The sequence below is a fragment of the Rheinheimera texasensis genome (assembly GCF_964031785.1).
Classification (GTDB): domain Bacteria; phylum Pseudomonadota; class Gammaproteobacteria; order Enterobacterales; family Alteromonadaceae; genus Pararheinheimera; species Pararheinheimera texasensis_A.
This window is the reverse complement of sequence record NZ_CAXIRE010000019.1, coordinates 378,529-394,229: the sequence shown is the minus strand read 5'-3', so window position 1 is coordinate 394,229 and position 15,701 is coordinate 378,529. Positions and strand designations below refer to the sequence as shown.

The following is a 15,701-nucleotide window of genomic DNA, read 5'->3' as shown; positions in this document are numbered from 1 at the left end:
TTCCGGCTTGGGCAGGCGTGCCGGAACCTGCTGAGGGTTAAAGTCCTGCGAGGCTCTTTGGCTCCTTCCTGCAACAAGGGTTGAGCTTCGCAGGCATTTAACTGGATTGGGAGGATAGGGTGATGAAAAAATATCGTCAGATGGTCGCAGTGACGCTGGTATTGCTGTTTGCTGATGTGGCGGCAGACCCGCTACAGCCGGCCCCGCAAACTTCCGCCGCCGATACGCCGGTATCTGCAGCGCAACAGCCAGCAACGCTGACGGCGCTGAGCCCGTATTTTTTTGCGGCTGCCCGTAGTGGCGAAACGGCCGTGTTGCAGGAGTTTGTACAGGCCGGTTTCCCGGTTGATTTAAAAAATGAGGCCAGTTACACGGCGCTGATGATTGCTGCTTATCAGGGACAGGTCAGCGCCGTGGATCTATTACTGAAAGCCGGCGCAGACGCCTGTATCCGTGACAAAAGAGGTCATACCGCGTTAATGGGCGCGATGATTAAAGCCGAGTGGCAGATTGCCAGGCAGCTGTACGCCATTGATTGTGACCAGGACAATAGCGCCAAAGCGACAGACACCATCACGGACAAAAGTCAGATGACGGCGGCGCAGTTTGCGGAAAAGTTCGGCCAGACGGAGAAGTTTAAAGCACTGGCAACTCAGCTGCAGGACAGCGCAGCGGCACAGGCATCGACGACTGCAGTTCAGCCTTAGTGATTAACCGCGAAATGCCGTGACTTTGATTTCTATTTTCCAGGCCGGATCAGCCAGACGCGCTTCAACTGTGGCGCGGGCCGGCGCCTGACCTGCGGCCACCCAGGCATCCCAGGCCTGATTCATGCCAGCGTAATCGGCCATATCGGCCAGATAAATAGTGGCATCGACGATGTCTGCTTTGCTCGCGCCACAGTCGGCCAACAAGGCATCGATTTGCGCCAGCACATCGGCGGTCTGGCCCTGAATGTCGAGGCTGGTGTCGTTTGGCACCATGCCGGCACAAAAAATAAAACCGCCGGCGATCACGGCTTCGGAATAACGCGTTCCCGGTAAAATACGCTGAATCATCAGTTGTTCTCCATTGAAGTTGCGCTGTTTTAGCAGGCAGAGATTTACTTGGCAAGCGTGGCAACACGGCTGGTTTCAGCAACATCTGAAACCACAAAGCCAAAAAAACAGCTGCCAGACAGTTGTCACCCAACGTCTGCCACAACAAAATACGTGGTTTTTTACTCGCTGGATGAAGTGTGGATATGACGAACAATACAGTGCCGAAGTTTACGCTGAATAAATGGTTGTTGTTGTTGCTGGCAACACTGGCTTTTAGCATCAGCGGCTATCAACGCTGGTTACAACAAGACTGGTTGGCTTTGGGGGCAGTGCTCGCTGCCTGGTTGATAGTGATTTGGTTGATCCAGCGCCACCGCCGGGAAGGGGCCGCAGTGTTAGCGACGCAGATCACATCGCTGCAATCACAACTGCAGCTGGACGGCGGGAAGCTGCACATTGGCGGTGAAAGTTGGCCACAGCAAGCCATCACGCAAGTTGAAATGGGCGTGATTGACCAGCAGCGAGCTTATGTCTATCTGACGATTGAGAACGGAGCACCAGTACCTGCCGAAACAAGGCAGTTTTTGATCCCGTACGCGGAATATCAGCCCGTCCGGCAGCAACTCACTGCTGCATTACCGCAAGCCCGCTGGTTGTTGCCGCAAGACTGATCAGTTTGCACGCTATGGTTTGCTAACCGATAAAAAAGCCCCGCTAAAAGCGGGGCAACGGGTGTTGAGAGGTTTCAGCAAACTCTCGTGGGAAATAAACCTTATTCAGCGCTGCTGGCGGTGTCGCCGGCAGCTTTGTTTTCAGAAACCTGAATCAAATCAAATTTTTGCATTGCTGGTACTTTGGCCTGAATTTGTGCTTCCAGACCGTCCAGCTGCTGCAGTGAGCTGCAGATCTGCTGACCACGCGCTTCCAGCTGGTCGCCACGGGCGTTCATATCAGCTTCCAGCTCGTTACCAAATTGGTCCATTTTTTTGCCGAATGCTTCCATCCGTTGTTCAAAATTACCTTCGCCGCTGCTCATGGCTTTACCAACCAGCATCAGTGCATTGCCGGTGATTTCGGCGACGGATTCTTCAATCGCTTTAGACATTTCGTCATCAAAGCCGTTGTCGATACCGGCCAGTTTGCTGCCGTTAATCCGGATACTGTTGTCACTGCGCAGCAGGATTTGGTCGAGATTGGTACGCATTTTGTTCAGCGCGCGGTCGATATTGGCCTGCGCTTCGCCGTTATCGACTTCAAACTGCGCCATCACACGGGTCAGCGCTTCAGAAGCCATCGACACGGCGTCGGCGACCAGTGTCACTGTGTCTTCGGCGTTGGTGCGAAGACCAGCCTGATATTTTTGTAACAACACTGCGGTGTCTGCATCGGTATCGACGGCTTGATTATTGATCCACAGCTGACCCTGATCGCTGATACGCCATAACGGCGCGTCGTTCCGCAGCAACTGCACATCGGCGCGTTGCACCAGTAAATCGTCATGTAATTCCAGTGAGCAGTTGTGGTCCGATTCGTGAGCCATGGCAATAGAGCTGAATAAAGTGGCGGCAATTAACAGTTTCATAAGTCCATTCCTTCGTCGTAGTGAGTGATGATGTCAGGCCTGGTCCGGCTGAACCTATGCTGACTGTTTCAGATAATTTGCTATCGCAAAGGCTGTGCCAATCTATATGTTATTGATTTTTATTGCTCATTATTGGTTTGGCAGAAAGGGGTAAAATGAATGCTTAGTCTTTTCCACTAACAATTAGTCAAAAAATCACTATCGCCAGACAATCTTGGTATATAACCAATTCGAATAAGTGGTGCCGATCAATTCTTTCTGGTTTAGCCGTCTATATGGATAAAATAACGACAATTTTGACAGTACAGGTGTCGTTATGCCGTTTACTTCACTGATCGCACCAGCCAGCCCGCTTAGTGCGCAGCAAGTTCAGGACTTACAGAAATTGGTCAGCCAGCTCAATCCCATCCAGCAAGCCTGGGTCAGTGGTTATCTGGCGGCTGCGGCCCAGCTGGCTTCCGGCGCAAACGCTGTTAGCGTTGCGTCGGCGTCACAACAAGCCGCTGTGCTGACCATTTTGTATGCATCGCAAACCGGTAACGCCAAAGGCGTTGCGGCAAAAATCAAAGCGGCGGCCGAAGCGCAGGGTGTGGCGGTACAGTTGCAGGACATCGCGTCGTATAAAACCAATGCCTTAGCCAAAGAAAAATTCCTGATCATTGTCACCTCGACTTATGGCGAAGGTGAGCCGCCGGAATCAGCGGTCAGCTTCCATAAATTCCTGTTTGGTAAAAAAGCGCCAAAACTGCCGGAGCTGCAATACGCCGTGTTGGGCCTCGGTGACACCAGCTATGAATTTTTCTGTAAAACCGCTGTGGATTTCGATGAGCAGCTCGAAGCGCTTGGCGCCAAACGGCTGTTTGCCCGCGCCGATCTGGATGTCGACTATGCGGATGCCGCAGCCAGCTGGCAGCAAGGTGCATTGGATGTATTCAGCCCGCTGTTAAAAGCCGCCGGCGCTGGAAGTGCTCAGGTCATCGCCTGGCCGGGCAGCACGGCTACTGCCGGCAGCCATAGCCCTTACGACAAACAACATCCGGCCACGGCGGAACTTGCGGCCAACCAAAAAATCACTGCGCGTAATTCCACCAAAGATGTGCGTCACATTGAAATTTCGTTAGCCGACACCGGCCTGACCTATCAGCCGGGTGATGCACTGGGTGTGTTTTTTGACAATGATCCGGCGCTGGTCGATGCCGTGCTGCAAGCAACCGGCACTTCAGGTGACACCGAAGTCAGCCTGGGCGGTCAGGCTCTGACGCTGCGCGATGCGCTGTTACGTGAATTAGAACTGACCCAGTCTTACCCGTCTTTTGTTGAGAAATATGCTACCGCTACCGGCAACAGCGAACTGCAGCAACTGGCCGCAGATAAAACCGCGCTGCGCGCTTATCTGGCCGAACGCCAGACGGCTGATGTGATTCTGCAGCATCCGGCCCAATTACAGGCGCAAGCTTTAGTCGATTGTCTGCGTAAAGTGCAGCCGCGCTTGTATTCGATAGCTTCGAGCCAGGCCGAAGTCGGTGAAGAAGTGCATTTAACAGTCGGCGTGGTGCGGTTTGATACTTTTGGTCAGACCCATTTAGGCGGCGCTTCAGGCTTTTTGGCCGAGCGGCTGGCAGAAGGTGGCAAGGTCAGAGTTTTTGTCGAACACAATGACAACTTCCGCCTGCCGGATAACGATACGCCGGTCATTATGATTGGCCCAGGCACTGGTATTGCACCATTCCGTGCCTTTTTACAGGAACGTGACAACGCCGGCGCGACTGGCCAGAACTGGTTATTCTTCGGGAATCCGCATTTCACCCGCGATTTCCTCTATCAGGTGGAACTGCAGGATTACTTAAAACGCGGTGTGTTGAGCAAACTGGACGTGGCTTTTAGCCGCGATCAGGCGCAGAAAATCTATGTGCAGGATAAACTCAAAGCCAAAGGGGTTGAAGTCTGGTCCTGGTTGCAACAAGGCGCGCACCTGTATATTTGTGGGGACGGCAACCGCATGGCCAAAGACGTGCATCAGGCGCTGTTGGACATCGCCGCAGAGCACGGTGGCCTGAACGCAGAAGCCGCGACTGAATACTTTGAACAACTGCGTGAAACCAAACGTTATCAGAAGGATGTGTATTAATGAGCCAATATCCGATTAACCCTGAGCTGCAGGTGCAGGGCGCGCTGTCTGATAACGAGCGGTTAAAAGCCGAAAGCCATCATTTACGCGGCACTATTACCACAGATTTAAAAGACGAAATTACCGGCGGTTTCACCGGTGATAACTACTTAATGGTGCGTTTTCACGGCATGTATCAGCAAGATGACCGCGATATCCGCGCCGAACGCGCCGAACAAAAACTGGAGCCGCTGCATAACGTGATGCTGCGGGCGCGGATGCCGGGCGGCATTATTAAGCCGGAGCAGTGGCTGGCTATCGACAAATTCGCCAGCGAAAAAACCCTGTACGGCAGTATCCGCTTAACGACGCGCCAGACCTTCCAGTTCCACGGTGTGTTTAAGCCAGACATTAAACCTATGCACCAGATGCTGAACAGTATCGGCATCGATTCGATTGCGACTGCTGGCGATGTGAACCGTAACGTGCTTTGCACCTCGAACCCGGTGGAATCGGTGCTGCATCAGCAAGCCTATGAATGGGCTGTGAAAATTTCTGAGCATCTGCTGCCGAAAACCCGCGCTTATGCCGAAATCTGGCTCGATGAAGAAAAAGTCGAAACCACTGAAACCGAACCGGTTTTAGGTGATACCTATTTACCGCGTAAGTTTAAAACCACGGTCGTCATCCCACCGCATAACGACATCGACGTGCATGCCAACGACTTAAACTTTGTCGCTATTGCCGAAAACGGCCAGTTAGTCGGCTTTAACGTGCTGGTCGGTGGTGGTCTTGCCATGACACACGGCGATAAAGGCACTTACCCACGCCGCGCCGAAGATTTTGGTTTTATTGGCCTTGAACATGTGCTGAAAGTGGCGGAACACGTAGTCACAGTACAACGTGATTATGGTGACCGGGTGAACCGCAAAAATGCCAAAACCAAATACACCATCGACCGCATCGGCGTGGAGACTTTTAAGCAAGAAGTGGAAAAACGCGTCGGTGTACAGTTCCAGCCAAGCCGGCCTTATACCTTTACCCATCGCGGCGACCGCTTTGGTTGGGTCGAGGGTATTGATGGCAAACACCATTTAACGCTGTTTATCGAAAACGGCCGTTTGCTGGATTACCCGGGCAAGCCGCTGAAAACCGGTGTGTCGGAAATTGCCAAAATCCACCAAGGCGATTTCCGCATGACGGCGAATCAGAATCTGATCATCGCTGGTGTTGCTGCTGCAGATAAAGCACAGATTGAAGCCATTGCCCGCGCCCATGGCCTGATTGAAGACACAGTCACAGAACAGCGCAAAAACTCGATGGCTTGTGTGTCGCTGCCGACGTGCCCGCTGGCTATGGCGGAAGCTGAGCGTTATTTGCCGACGTTAGTCACCCATGTCGAAGGCATTCTGGCCAAGCACGGCGTGGCAAACGATCACATCATCTTACGTGTGGTTGGTTGTCCGAACGGTTGTGGCCGCGCCATGTTGGCGGAAGCCGGTTTAGTTGGCCGTGGCCCCGGCAAATACAATCTGTATCTGGGCGGCAACACTGCCGGCACCCGCATTCCGAAGCTGTATTTAGACAACGTGGCTGAGGCTGAAATTCTGGCGGCGCTCGACACATTAATTGGCCGCTGGGCGCTGGAACGTCAGGCCGGTGAATGTTTTGGTGATTTTGTCATTCGGGTGGGCGTGGTCGCTGAAGTGAAAGTCAGCAAAACCGACTTCCACGCGTAATTAAGCCGTAGGGGTAACCCTTGGGGTTACCCGCCAAAAACACGAAGAAACAGGTAAATAAATGAGTTATCAGCAGATTTTACAGCTGGATCCGGCCGCACAGCAGCAAGCGTTAGCGGAAATCAACCAAAGGCTGGCGGCACTGTCACCGGCCGAACGGGTGGCTTTTGCCCTGCAGGAATTACCGGGCCAGCATATGCTGAGTTCTAGCTTTGGCATCCAGGCGGCGGTGATGTTGCATCTGGTGACTCAGGCCAAAGCCGATATTCCGGTGGTGCTGACCGATACCGGTTATCTGTTTCCGGAAACTTATCGTTTTATCGATGAACTGACCGCCCGTTTACAGCTCAATCTTAAGGTCTACCACGCCGACATCACGCCAGCCTGGCAGGAAGCGCGGTTTGGTCAGCTCTGGACTACTCCCGAGGGCCTGAAGCAATATAACCAGCTGAACAAAGTCGAGCCGATGCATCGTGCGCTGCAGGAATTACAGGTCAGCAGCTGGTTCACCGGCCTGCGTCGTAGTCAAAGCAGCAGCCGCGCCGATACGCCGATTGTTGGTATTCAGCGCGGCGTGCTGAAGATTAATCCGCTTGTCGAATGGACCAACAAAGATATTCACTATTATCTGCAAGCGCATGGTCTGCCCTATCATCCGTTATGGGAGCAGGGTTATATGTCGGTCGGCGACACCCATTCCAGTGCGCCGCTGTCGCTTGGTATGAGCGAAGAAGACACCCGCTTTAATGGCATGGGCCGCGAATGTGGTTTGCATGTCGCCGGAGACGGCATCTGAACGAGAAACGCCTGTTGTTGCAGGCGTTTTGCTATCAAACCCAATCACAAGGTTATATCGCCTGCACAGTACTGAGCGCCTGCGGATTAAATAAGCGTGCCGGTAAGGCTTGTGGCGTCACCACATCGTAGTGCAGCACCGTCACATTTTTACTCTGCATCCGGTCCAACAGTTCCATCGCCACAACGCGCGGGGCTTCACCGGCTTGGCTACGAACAAATCGCGCTGATTTCGCTTGTTTACCGGAGGGTAGGTAAAACTCAGCCCGTTGCGGGAATTGGTCGCTAAGGCTTACCCACAGCTCAATGCGCTGATAACTCAGGCCTTCGCGCTTGGCCTGCAGGCTGAGCTGAATACCGTCTTTTTGCTCATCGGCAGCGACCAGCTGATAATCCTGTTGCCAGTTCAGTGTCGCCACATCGCCGCTGGACGCTTCGCCCATCAGCTTTTGCAGCGGCGTGATGCGCAGCGCGCGGCGGCTGCCCGGCAGTTGCAGCCAGAATTGCTGGTCCTGCAATAACACTTTTTGCCCCTGGCTGGTACCGCCGATGAAAATCACCAGTGACTTGCGATCTTCGCCGGACAGCAGCTGATACGGCTGCATTTTTTCGCTGCGGCCGGCTTTGATGGTTTCAATCCGGCCCTGCAGCACAAAACTTTGTTGCGGCCCGCGAAACTGTTCGGCGGTTGCCAGATATTGCTGTGCCTGTGGTAGTGGTAATTCCGCCGCCATGACACTTGGCAGCAACAGGGCGCCGCACAGATATGCGGCGAAAAAAGTCAGAGTTTTTTGCATGATCAAATCCTTTGTTTTGGGCGACAGGATGTAGCTTAAGGGCTTCATTGCGCTGACGCAGAGCGGGCTGACCAAGGGGCAATTGGCGCGCCAGACTGCTGCCCGTTGCGCCAGACTGTGAGTCCCAGACTGTGAGTCCCAGACTGTGAGTCCCAGACTGTCTGTGACGACATCGACTCAAACAAACCCCAGCGCATCGACCAGTGGCTTGCGTGCCGCGCTCAGGCTGGCTTTCAGCGCGAACAACATACAGACCGCCATCAACACCAGGCCAGCATAGAAGGTCAGTTCAGCGCTGAAACTTATCATCAGCGGATAGCCCTGACTGGAGCCTGGTGGCGGGGGCATCATTACTTCAAACTGGCGTAGCAATTCGCAGCACAACAACGTAGACAGCGTGGCGGCGACAGCGCTGAAGGCACCTAACAGCAAGGCCTCCAGTACGAAGTTACCGACGATGCGGTGGCGGCGCTCGCCAAGCGCTGCCATAGTGCCAATCTCGCGGGTGCGCTCAGTCACTACTTGTGAAATACCATGGCCGACGGCGAATAACACCAGCAATAACATCAGGATACCGAGCGTGCCGAAGATGCGGTTGTACAGGTCACGCACGGCTTTAAACACAAAGGCGCGGTCTTGCCAGGGCGTCACTTTGCTATCCGGTAATTCGTTCTGCAGCGCGGCTGCCAGTTCGGCTTGTTGTTGGTCGTGCAGCAGATAGATATTCAGTTCGCTGATTTTGTCGCTTTGCAGCAATTGCTGGCCGGCTTGGATGGGCAGATATAACTGGCGTTTATCCAGATCAGGTACGCCGGTGGAGAAGATGCCAACGACCACTACATCCAACGCATTGAGCGCACCCGTGCTGGTGGCGGACATCAGGCTCAGTTCACTGCCGACTTTAGCTTTTAAAATGGCCGCCAGGCCTTCACCAATCAGCAGCGGGATGTTGTCGTCCACTTTATTGAGGTAAGCCGGTGGCAACACGCCGCCGGCTTTGACCTTCAGGAACGGGCCTTTTAGCTGGAACTCGCTGCCATCGACGCCACTGCCGAGGAAAATCGTCGATTTTTCACCGTTGGACACCAGACCGGAAAACTGTAAGCGCGGTAACACGGCTTTGACGTCGTCGCGCGCCAGCAATCTTTTTTCCAGCGCCGGGTCGCGCTGGATGCCGTGTTGCAGCGGCACATCTTCATTGTCGAGGAAATAATCCGGGTGGCTCAGGGTCAGATGGCCCAAATCGCGCGCAGCTTTTTCGGCCAGTGACTGATAAGTAAACAGGGCAAAACCAGCACCCAACAATACCGCGGTCATCGCAGCACTGCAAACCAGACCGGTGAACAAGGTGCGGCGGCGGTGGCGCCATAAATTTAAACAGGCAGCATGCAATATAATGATTCTCCTCGGATCTGTCGACGTTAAGTGATTTAACTGGCGCGGCGCGCTGGGTTCAGGCTTTGCGGTTGATTCTCCACCAGCACGCCGTCTTTGAGGGTTAATAACCGTGAGCAGCGCTCATACAGCCGTGGGTCGTGGCTGGCAATTAAAAAAGTGGTGTTGGCATCCCGGCCAAGTTGCTGCATTAAATCAATCACTTGGGCAGCACTAACGCCATCGAGGTTGGCAGTCGGTTCGTCTGCAATCACCAGTGGGGGTGCTTTGACCAAAGCCCGGGCAATTGCCACCCGTTGTTGCTGGCCGCCAGAGAGTTGATCCGGCCGTTGACTGGCAAATTTGCCGACGCCAACCGCCTCCAGCAGGGCCATGGCCCGCGCCCGGCGTTCGGCTTTGGCGACACCCAGCAGCTGCAGTGGATATTCCACGTTTTCCAGCGCCGTCAGCACCGGCAATAAGTTATAGCGCTGAAAAATGAACCCAATGGCCCGGCAGCGCAGATGGGCTAGTGCCGCCGCATCAGCAGGCACAGACTGCTGATTGAGCCAAATCTGGCCCTGGCTTGGCGTGTCGAGCAGGCCGAGTAAATTCAATAAGGTCGATTTGCCGCTGCCGGACGGGCCGCATAAAGCGACCATCTCGCCGGCGCAAATGTCGGCGCTGACATCTTTTAACGCGGTGTTTTGTGACAAACCGCTGCCGTAGGTTTTGCTCAAGTGTTCGAATTTCAACATGGCCCGCTCCTTGTTATCGCTTTCTTACTGCGCGCTTTGCTGTTGCCAGGTTTTCGCCAGTGCTTCGTCACCGGCTTTACCGGCCGCTTTGGCGCCGCAGCTGTACAGGGCTTGTTTTGCGCCTGTAGGTGCGTAAGCGAAGGCCGGGCTTTCTATCTGGTTTTTCAGCAGCGCATACCCTTCGTTAAAGCGGTTAAACAGGTCGGGCATATTGATAAAAGTGCAGCCGGCGATGGTATGAACCTGCATGGTCACAGCAGCCTGCGCGCGGTCCTGCGGGTTGAGCTGGCGCAGCGTTTTATCCAGTTTGCTCAGGCCCTGTTCGGCCGCTTTCATTTTGTTCCACGGCAGCATGGCGTGTTTGGCTGACGCGGTTTCTACCGCGCCTAACATGGCCTGCAACTGCAGATCGTCCGGAGCTGCAGCACTGGCGGTGGTGAGTCTCTCAATGGCTTGTTCGTTGGCGGTCGCATCGCCCTGTACACCTTGCTGATAAACAGACAGCCAGTTATCTGCCAGCGCCGGCGCGGCCAGCATCAGCGCTGAAGTCAGTAACAGCGGGCGGAAGATGTGAGTTGTATTCATGTAGTCTCTCCTGAGTTGAGGCCGGTTGGGCTTAGTGGCCTGATGGAGTGACTTTAAGGGCTCAGCGAACAAGTCGCAGACTGAGCTGACAGACGGGCAAAAATGGCGCTGAACGGTAAAAACTTGCGCTGAATGACATGATGAATTGCGGACTGCCAAACCGATTTTTTGAAAAATTGCTAAAAAATTGCAACGGCAGACAACTTTTTTCTATAGCAATACGACCAAGCCGGCAACACTTACAGACGTCATCCAAGGACTAATAAAATGACCGTGCGCCCTCTGCTTCATGTCTCCACTGCTTCATGGCTGAAAAAAAATCACGCCTTAGGGCGATCCCTTGTGTTGTGTTGCAGTCTGCTGGCGTTCACCACGTCGATGCAAACGCATGCCAATGCTGAGCCGACGACCCAAGTGACAACAAAGACCGAGCTGCTAAGCCCGGCACAACTGCAAGCCGATTTGGCCAGTCTGCAGGAATTTATCGCAGCGACTCATCCTGATATCCGCCACTCGGCCGACCCAGCGCAACTGCAGCAGATGTTTGCGCAGATTAAAGCGCAGCTGACCACGCCAAAAAGTGCTGCTGAATTCTGGCTGCTTGCCGCCCGGTTAAATCCTTTATTTAACGATGCCCACTGGTCAGTCAACTTGCCGGGCGCTGCAGCAGATTTAACCCGGCTGGCGAAAACCACAGGCCTGTTTCCACTGGAACTGCAATTAAGACCAGATGGTGAAATGCGGGTGCTGGCGCAGGCTGGTGGCAAACAATCGCCCTGGCTGGGCGCGGTAATTCAACAGATTAATGGTGTCCCGGCTGCGCAGATTGGCCGGGAGTTGCTGGCCCTGCGGCATGGCGACACGCCGCTGAACCGCGCCAATTTACTGGGGCCGGCATTTCAGCTGTTTTATGCCAGTAAATATGGCACGCCGGCACAATACGAATTGCAGCTGGAGCAGCAGGGCAAAGTGCAGACTGTGACTGTAGCGGCCAGTCGTGAGGTTGCGGTCATTGGCAAAACCGCTGACAGCTTTGCCGCTAATTTCCACTACAAAACACTGAGCCCACAAGCTGCTTATATGAAAATCGGCAGTTTTGACTGGGAAGACGATAAGGCCGTTGCGGCATTTACTAAAGAGACTTTCAGTGAAATCAAAGCGTCCGGCGCCAATACCCTGATCATCGATGTACGGGAAAACCGCGGTGGCAATGATTCAGTCTGGATTGAGCATCTGTTGCCATACCTGGCTGATCAGGCGTTCCGGGTGGGCTCCTTCAGCCGGAAGAAAGTCATTGCCAGCCGCGCATCACAAGCTGAGCCGGCTGGGTTAGTGATCGACAGTGAGTTTAAAACCTGGTATCCGGCCGATTTAGACAATCCGTTGCGTTTTCACGGCCAGGTGTTTGTGCTGATTGGCCGGCGTACCTATTCGTCTGCTGTGCAGTTTAGTAACGTGATGCAGGATTTTGGTTTTGCCACCCTGGTGGGCGAAGGCAGCTATGTGCGTTCCCGCAGTACCGGTGGTATTCAGTTTTACCAGTTGCCCCACAGCAAGCTGCAAATCATAGTGCCACGATTCTGGGCAGCGCGGCCAGCCGGCGGCAGCACCGAACAATTACTGACACCAGACTGGCTGCTACCGGATGATGTCACAGACCCGGATGCACTGATTGAGGCCGTGGTTGACGCAGTAGCGGCGAAACAACAGCGCCTGAACAGCCGGCTTTAGTGCTGCCGAAACAAATGCTGATAAGCCCGGCTGACAGCCAGTTCCGTCGGGTTGTTTTTCAGTACCAGCGTCATATGGCCAAATTCGTCGCGTTCGACTTTCAGGATGCTTTTCACCTGTACGATGCAGCCGCGGTGAATGCGCCAGTACAGCTGCGGGTCGAGCTGTTGTTCCAAAGTGGCGATTGAGGTGCGGATCAGGTATTGCTGGCCGGTGCTGTCGACCGTGGTGTATTTGTCTTCGGCGAGGAAAAAGTCGATATCGCCCACATCCAGCAGATGAATGGTGTCGCGTTGACTGGCTTTAATCCAGCGCAGTGATTCGGTCGTTGGCGCTGGCGGGGCGTCGTGTTGTGCCTCCGTTGCTGCAGCGGGCGGCAAAAGCTGACTCAGTAGCTGTTGTAAATGCAACAAATTTGCCTGGGGTTTTTGCTGCTGGCTCAGTCTTTGTTGCAGACGTGTGATGCACTGCTGCAGCCGCGCTTCTTCTAACGGTTTGAGCAAATAATCCACCGCTTCCAGCTCAAAAGCGCTGACGGCATGCTGGTTATAGGCGGTGCTGAACACCACCAAAGGCGGCGCTGGTAACCGGCGTAACTCGCGTAATAACTGCAGTCCATCTAAGCCCGGCATCTGAATATCCAGAAAAGCGACGTCAAAGGGTTGTTGCTGACACAGGGCCAAAGCAACGGCACCGTCTTCGGCCAATGTGGTCTGTGCTTCTGGCCAGAACTCTGCCAGCAGTGCTTGTAAATGACGGCGTAACAAAGGTTCGTCATCAACAATCAGCAGGCGGGGAGCTGAGGTACTCACACTAGTATTCATATCAGTATTCAAAGCGGGATCTCCAGACGGACAATGGCCTGATGGTCGGCCAGCGTTAAAGTTAAACCGGCCAAACCGCCATAACGTTGCTGCAGCCGCGCGCGGGTATTGCTGAGGCCAATGCCGTGGTTCTGTCGGCCCTCGGGAGCTTGAGCCGTGGCCACTGACGGCAAGGAATTGCGCAGCTCACAACACAGTTTCTGCTGTTCGACAAACAGTCGAATCTGCAGCTGACCGCCACTGCGGACCGGTTCAATGCCGTGCTGCAAGGCGTTTTCCAACAAAGGTTGCAACAGCACCGACGGCACCGGTAGTTGCAGCGGCAGGTCGTCGCTTTGTTGCCAGTCCAGCTGCAAACGCTCACCGAGGCGAATTTGCTGAATTTGCAGATAAGCCCGGCTGAAGCTGAGTTCATCGGCCAGCGGCACCAGCTGAGCGCGGGTCTGGTCGAGGCTTTGGCGTAATAAAGTGGTTAACGCGGCCAGCATCTGACTGGCCTGTTGCGGTTCAAGCCGGATCAACGCCTGCACATTGGCCAGGGTGTTAAACAAAAAATGCGGCTCGATCTGTGACTGCAGTAGTTTCAGTTGTTGTTCCAGCAGCTGTTTTTCCTGTTCAGATTGTTTCAGTGCGGTTTGCATTAACTGTTGTTGTAGTTGATGTTTCTGGTCGAGCAGATAATAAAACGCCGTCATCGCGACGCTGACCACCGCGACAATACCGAGCAACGACAAGTCAAAACCCGGGTTGAATGCTTTGCCAGCTGCACTGAACTGCCAGTAAGTCCAGCCCATTGGTAAGCCGAACCAGAGGAGTGCGGCCAGCGTCAGCGCAAGCACGGTGTGCAAGGTCATTGATTGTGCGGGGAAACGACGCTGCAACCAGCGAATAGTGCTGCGCATCGTCAATCCAATCCCATTTGAATATAACAATTGCAGCCACCAGGGCCCCATACCAAACAAGGTGAACAGTAACGCCAGCAAAGAACAGGGCACAATCAGGTTCAGCTGGTCACGCCAGAACGGCGGATGGCTCTGCGCTATGGGTGTAGCGGCATCAGAAGGCATATTGGGCTCCGGCCACAACTTCGTGTTTTTTGCCAAGCAGACGGAAACTGCTGTCGGCTGGTCCAGCGAAGTGTTTGATCCCTAAGTTAATTTTGAGTTTGTCGCTGACACTATAACTGACTGCGCCAGAAATTAACAATCCTGTTACCGCTGGTTGATACAGCAGCGTCAGGGACGGCTGCCAGTCCCCTTCCGCGCGCAGATGCAGCAGCCATTGTTGCCGCGTCAGCTGGCGACCGCTGAACAGTTGCAGACTGCTTTGCCGCTCCAGGGGTTGTAGCACCGGGCCTTGCAGCCGGTGTTGCAGTGCCTGCCAGTGCTGATCGGCGCTGGCCTGGCCGTCATAGCTATATTCCAGCAACAGATTCCAGCCATCAGCATGGGTGTAATTCAGGCCGGTACTAAGCTGCCAGGCCGCTTGTTGCTGCACGGCATCGGCCAGAGGACGATCGATGCCGGCTCTGATTCCGGCGCCAGCCGGCTTTAGAGGCGCGGGCCACTGGACCCACTGATTGGTCCAGTAATGCTGTTGCCACAGCAAACTGCCTTGTAGCGCGAGCCCTTCATTCAGCACCCAGACCTGACTGGCGCCAAAGCGCCAACCGATGTCCTCGTCATAATGAGCCAGCACCTGCCACTCCAGGTCGCCGGCCTGCTGATAATAGCGCGCGCCACAGCCGGTGCTGGCGGGCAAGGTTTGGCCATAGCGGCGAAACACTTGTACCGTCTGATTGCACAGCAAAGTCCAGGCATTGTCGGCGCCAAACCAGTCGGCAGCCGCTTGCCAGACGCCGGGTGCGACGACGGTATAAAGCGCCAGTGTGTCGTTTGGCGAAAATAAATCCAGCGGGCGCAGGCCATAATTCACGTCAAAATCGCGTTTGCGTTTACCGGCGCTAAAACTCCAGTTACCTGCGTCAATGCTCCAGTAAGCTTCGGAAAATTCCAGCTTTTGTTCGGACGTTACACTGGCCGGCTGCTGCGGATCTGTGCGCCACAAAGTTCCGGCGAGCTGCCATTGCTGGTGGGCGCCAGGCTGGCCTTGCCATTGTAAATCCAGGGTCTGGAGCAGCAACTGCTGGCGCTGTGGCCCACGCAACAGGCTGTCGCCTTTGGCGACACTGCCAAGGACACGGTATTGCACATCTGGCTGAGCCTGTACGCTCAGGCTAAAACTCAGGCCGCAGCTCAGCGCAACAGCCGTCATCAGATACCACAGGGACATGGAGCACTCCTTTTTCGCTCAGTCCGGGAAAGGACTGTCACGGCAGAATAAAAGGAGTGAGTCGTTGCTGCCCGGCG

15 protein-coding genes are annotated in these 15,701 nt (G+C 54.5%); 6 read left to right on the top strand and 9 right to left on the bottom strand.

Annotated elements, in window-relative coordinates:
- The first annotated feature begins 122 nt into the window (after positions 1 to 122).
- Positions 123 to 707: an ankyrin repeat domain-containing protein gene (locus ABNT34_RS10230; RefSeq protein WP_348731264.1), complete on the top strand. Its 585-nt coding sequence runs from the start codon at positions 123 to 125 to the stop codon at positions 705 to 707.
- A 3-nt stretch (positions 708 to 710) separates the two neighbouring features.
- Here the strand turns inward: ABNT34_RS10230 and ABNT34_RS10225 are convergent, their stop codons facing one another.
- Complete coding sequence (locus ABNT34_RS10225; RefSeq protein WP_348731262.1) at positions 711 to 1,058, bottom strand: RidA family protein; 348 nt, start codon at positions 1,056 to 1,058, stop codon at positions 711 to 713.
- A 185-nt stretch (positions 1,059 to 1,243) separates the two neighbouring features.
- Between ABNT34_RS10225 and ABNT34_RS10220 the strand changes: the two genes are divergently transcribed.
- Positions 1,244 to 1,711, top strand: a complete 468-nt coding sequence (locus tag ABNT34_RS10220; protein ID WP_348731260.1) for a hypothetical protein — start codon at positions 1,244 to 1,246, stop codon at positions 1,709 to 1,711.
- Positions 1,712 to 1,812: 101 nt separating this feature from the next.
- Here ABNT34_RS10220 and ABNT34_RS10215 read toward each other — a convergent pair whose 3' ends face one another.
- Positions 1,813 to 2,622 carry a DUF2884 family protein gene (locus ABNT34_RS10215; protein WP_348731258.1) on the bottom strand — a complete coding sequence of 270 codons (810 nt, stop codon included), beginning with the start codon at positions 2,620 to 2,622 and terminating at the stop codon, positions 1,813 to 1,815.
- Positions 2,623 to 2,938: 316 nt separating this feature from the next.
- Between ABNT34_RS10215 and ABNT34_RS10210 the strand changes: the two genes are divergently transcribed.
- The 3 genes from ABNT34_RS10210 to ABNT34_RS10200 all read left to right on the top strand — a co-directional run bounded on the left by ABNT34_RS10210 (position 2,939) and on the right by ABNT34_RS10200 (position 7,264).
- Complete coding sequence (locus ABNT34_RS10210; protein WP_348731256.1) at positions 2,939 to 4,750, top strand: assimilatory sulfite reductase (NADPH) flavoprotein subunit; 1,812 nt, start codon at positions 2,939 to 2,941, stop codon at positions 4,748 to 4,750.
- Positions 4,750 to 6,468 carry an assimilatory sulfite reductase (NADPH) hemoprotein subunit gene (gene cysI / locus ABNT34_RS10205; RefSeq protein WP_348731255.1) on the top strand — a complete coding sequence of 573 codons (1,719 nt, stop codon included), beginning with the start codon at positions 4,750 to 4,752 and terminating at the stop codon, positions 6,466 to 6,468. Before ABNT34_RS10210 ends, cysI begins: the two co-directional genes overlap by 1 nt.
- A gap of 61 nt (positions 6,469 to 6,529) precedes the next feature.
- Complete coding sequence (locus tag ABNT34_RS10200; protein ID WP_348731253.1) at positions 6,530 to 7,264, top strand: phosphoadenylyl-sulfate reductase; 735 nt, start codon at positions 6,530 to 6,532, stop codon at positions 7,262 to 7,264.
- Between the two features lie 52 nt (positions 7,265 to 7,316).
- Here the strand turns inward: ABNT34_RS10200 and ABNT34_RS10195 are convergent, their stop codons facing one another.
- The 4 genes from ABNT34_RS10195 to ABNT34_RS10180 form a co-directional block, all read right to left on the bottom strand.
- Complete coding sequence (locus tag ABNT34_RS10195; RefSeq protein ID WP_348731251.1) at positions 7,317 to 8,060, bottom strand: outer membrane lipoprotein-sorting protein; 744 nt, start codon at positions 8,058 to 8,060, stop codon at positions 7,317 to 7,319.
- A gap of 177 nt (positions 8,061 to 8,237) precedes the next feature.
- Positions 8,238 to 9,377 (bottom strand): FtsX-like permease family protein, encoded by a 1,140-nt coding sequence (locus ABNT34_RS10190; RefSeq protein WP_348731249.1) that lies wholly within the window; start codon positions 9,375 to 9,377, stop codon positions 8,238 to 8,240.
- 113 nt (positions 9,378 to 9,490) lie between these two features.
- A complete protein-coding gene (locus ABNT34_RS10185) occupies positions 9,491 to 10,192 on the bottom strand; it encodes an ABC transporter ATP-binding protein (RefSeq protein ID WP_348731247.1) in 702 nt (233 codons plus the stop codon).
- A gap of 24 nt (positions 10,193 to 10,216) precedes the next feature.
- Complete coding sequence (locus ABNT34_RS10180; protein ID WP_348731245.1) at positions 10,217 to 10,777, bottom strand: hypothetical protein; 561 nt, start codon at positions 10,775 to 10,777, stop codon at positions 10,217 to 10,219.
- A 342-nt stretch (positions 10,778 to 11,119) separates the two neighbouring features.
- Here ABNT34_RS10180 and ABNT34_RS10175 point away from each other — a divergent pair, with 342 nt between their 5' ends.
- Positions 11,120 to 12,508, top strand: coding sequence for a S41 family peptidase (locus ABNT34_RS10175; protein ID WP_348731243.1), 1,389 nt, complete (start codon positions 11,120 to 11,122; stop codon positions 12,506 to 12,508).
- Here ABNT34_RS10175 and ABNT34_RS10170 read toward each other — a convergent pair.
- Genes ABNT34_RS10170 through ABNT34_RS10160 form a run of 3 tightly spaced genes read right to left on the bottom strand, consistent with a single transcriptional unit; the run spans position 12,505 to position 15,624 of the window.
- The gene (locus ABNT34_RS10170; RefSeq protein ID WP_348731241.1) at positions 12,505 to 13,332 is read right to left on the bottom strand and encodes a LytTR family DNA-binding domain-containing protein; all 828 of its coding nucleotides are present in this window, start codon (positions 13,330 to 13,332) and stop codon (positions 12,505 to 12,507) included. The genes ABNT34_RS10175 and ABNT34_RS10170 overlap by 4 nt on opposite strands.
- Before the next feature lie 8 nt (positions 13,333 to 13,340).
- Positions 13,341 to 14,399: a histidine kinase gene (locus tag ABNT34_RS10165; RefSeq protein ID WP_348731239.1), complete on the bottom strand. Its 1,059-nt coding sequence runs from the start codon at positions 14,397 to 14,399 to the stop codon at positions 13,341 to 13,343.
- Positions 14,389 to 15,624 carry a hypothetical protein gene (locus ABNT34_RS10160; protein WP_348731237.1) on the bottom strand — a complete coding sequence of 412 codons (1,236 nt, stop codon included), beginning with the start codon at positions 15,622 to 15,624 and terminating at the stop codon, positions 14,389 to 14,391. Before ABNT34_RS10160 ends, ABNT34_RS10165 begins: the two co-directional genes overlap by 11 nt.
- Positions 15,625 to 15,701: the final 77 nt, after the last annotated feature.

Excerpts from the sequence above, each read along its gene's own strand:
- ABNT34_RS10230 (WP_348731264.1), top strand. The coding sequence starts at position 123 with ATGAAAAAATATCGTCAGATGGTCGCAGTGACGCTGGTATTGCTGTTT.
- ABNT34_RS10225 (WP_348731262.1), bottom strand. The coding sequence starts at position 1,058 with ATGATTCAGCGTATTTTACCGGGAACGCGTTATTCCGAAGCCGTGATC.
- ABNT34_RS10220 (WP_348731260.1), top strand. The coding sequence starts at position 1,244 with ATGACGAACAATACAGTGCCGAAGTTTACGCTGAATAAATGGTTGTTG.
- ABNT34_RS10215 (WP_348731258.1), bottom strand. The coding sequence starts at position 2,622 with ATGAAACTGTTAATTGCCGCCACTTTATTCAGCTCTATTGCCATGGCT.
- ABNT34_RS10210 (WP_348731256.1), top strand. The coding sequence starts at position 2,939 with ATGCCGTTTACTTCACTGATCGCACCAGCCAGCCCGCTTAGTGCGCAG.
- cysI (WP_348731255.1), top strand. The coding sequence starts at position 4,750 with ATGAGCCAATATCCGATTAACCCTGAGCTGCAGGTGCAGGGCGCGCTG.
- ABNT34_RS10200 (WP_348731253.1), top strand. The coding sequence starts at position 6,530 with ATGAGTTATCAGCAGATTTTACAGCTGGATCCGGCCGCACAGCAGCAA.
- ABNT34_RS10195 (WP_348731251.1), bottom strand. The coding sequence starts at position 8,060 with ATGCAAAAAACTCTGACTTTTTTCGCCGCATATCTGTGCGGCGCCCTG.
- ABNT34_RS10190 (WP_348731249.1), bottom strand. The coding sequence starts at position 9,377 with ATGACCGCGGTATTGTTGGGTGCTGGTTTTGCCCTGTTTACTTATCAG.
- ABNT34_RS10185 (WP_348731247.1), bottom strand. The coding sequence starts at position 10,192 with ATGTTGAAATTCGAACACTTGAGCAAAACCTACGGCAGCGGTTTGTCA.
- ABNT34_RS10180 (WP_348731245.1), bottom strand. The coding sequence starts at position 10,777 with ATGAATACAACTCACATCTTCCGCCCGCTGTTACTGACTTCAGCGCTG.
- ABNT34_RS10170 (WP_348731241.1), bottom strand. The coding sequence starts at position 13,332 with ATGAATACTAGTGTGAGTACCTCAGCTCCCCGCCTGCTGATTGTTGAT.
- ABNT34_RS10165 (WP_348731239.1), bottom strand. The coding sequence starts at position 14,399 with ATGCCTTCTGATGCCGCTACACCCATAGCGCAGAGCCATCCGCCGTTC.
- ABNT34_RS10160 (WP_348731237.1), bottom strand. The coding sequence starts at position 15,624 with ATGTCCCTGTGGTATCTGATGACGGCTGTTGCGCTGAGCTGCGGCCTG.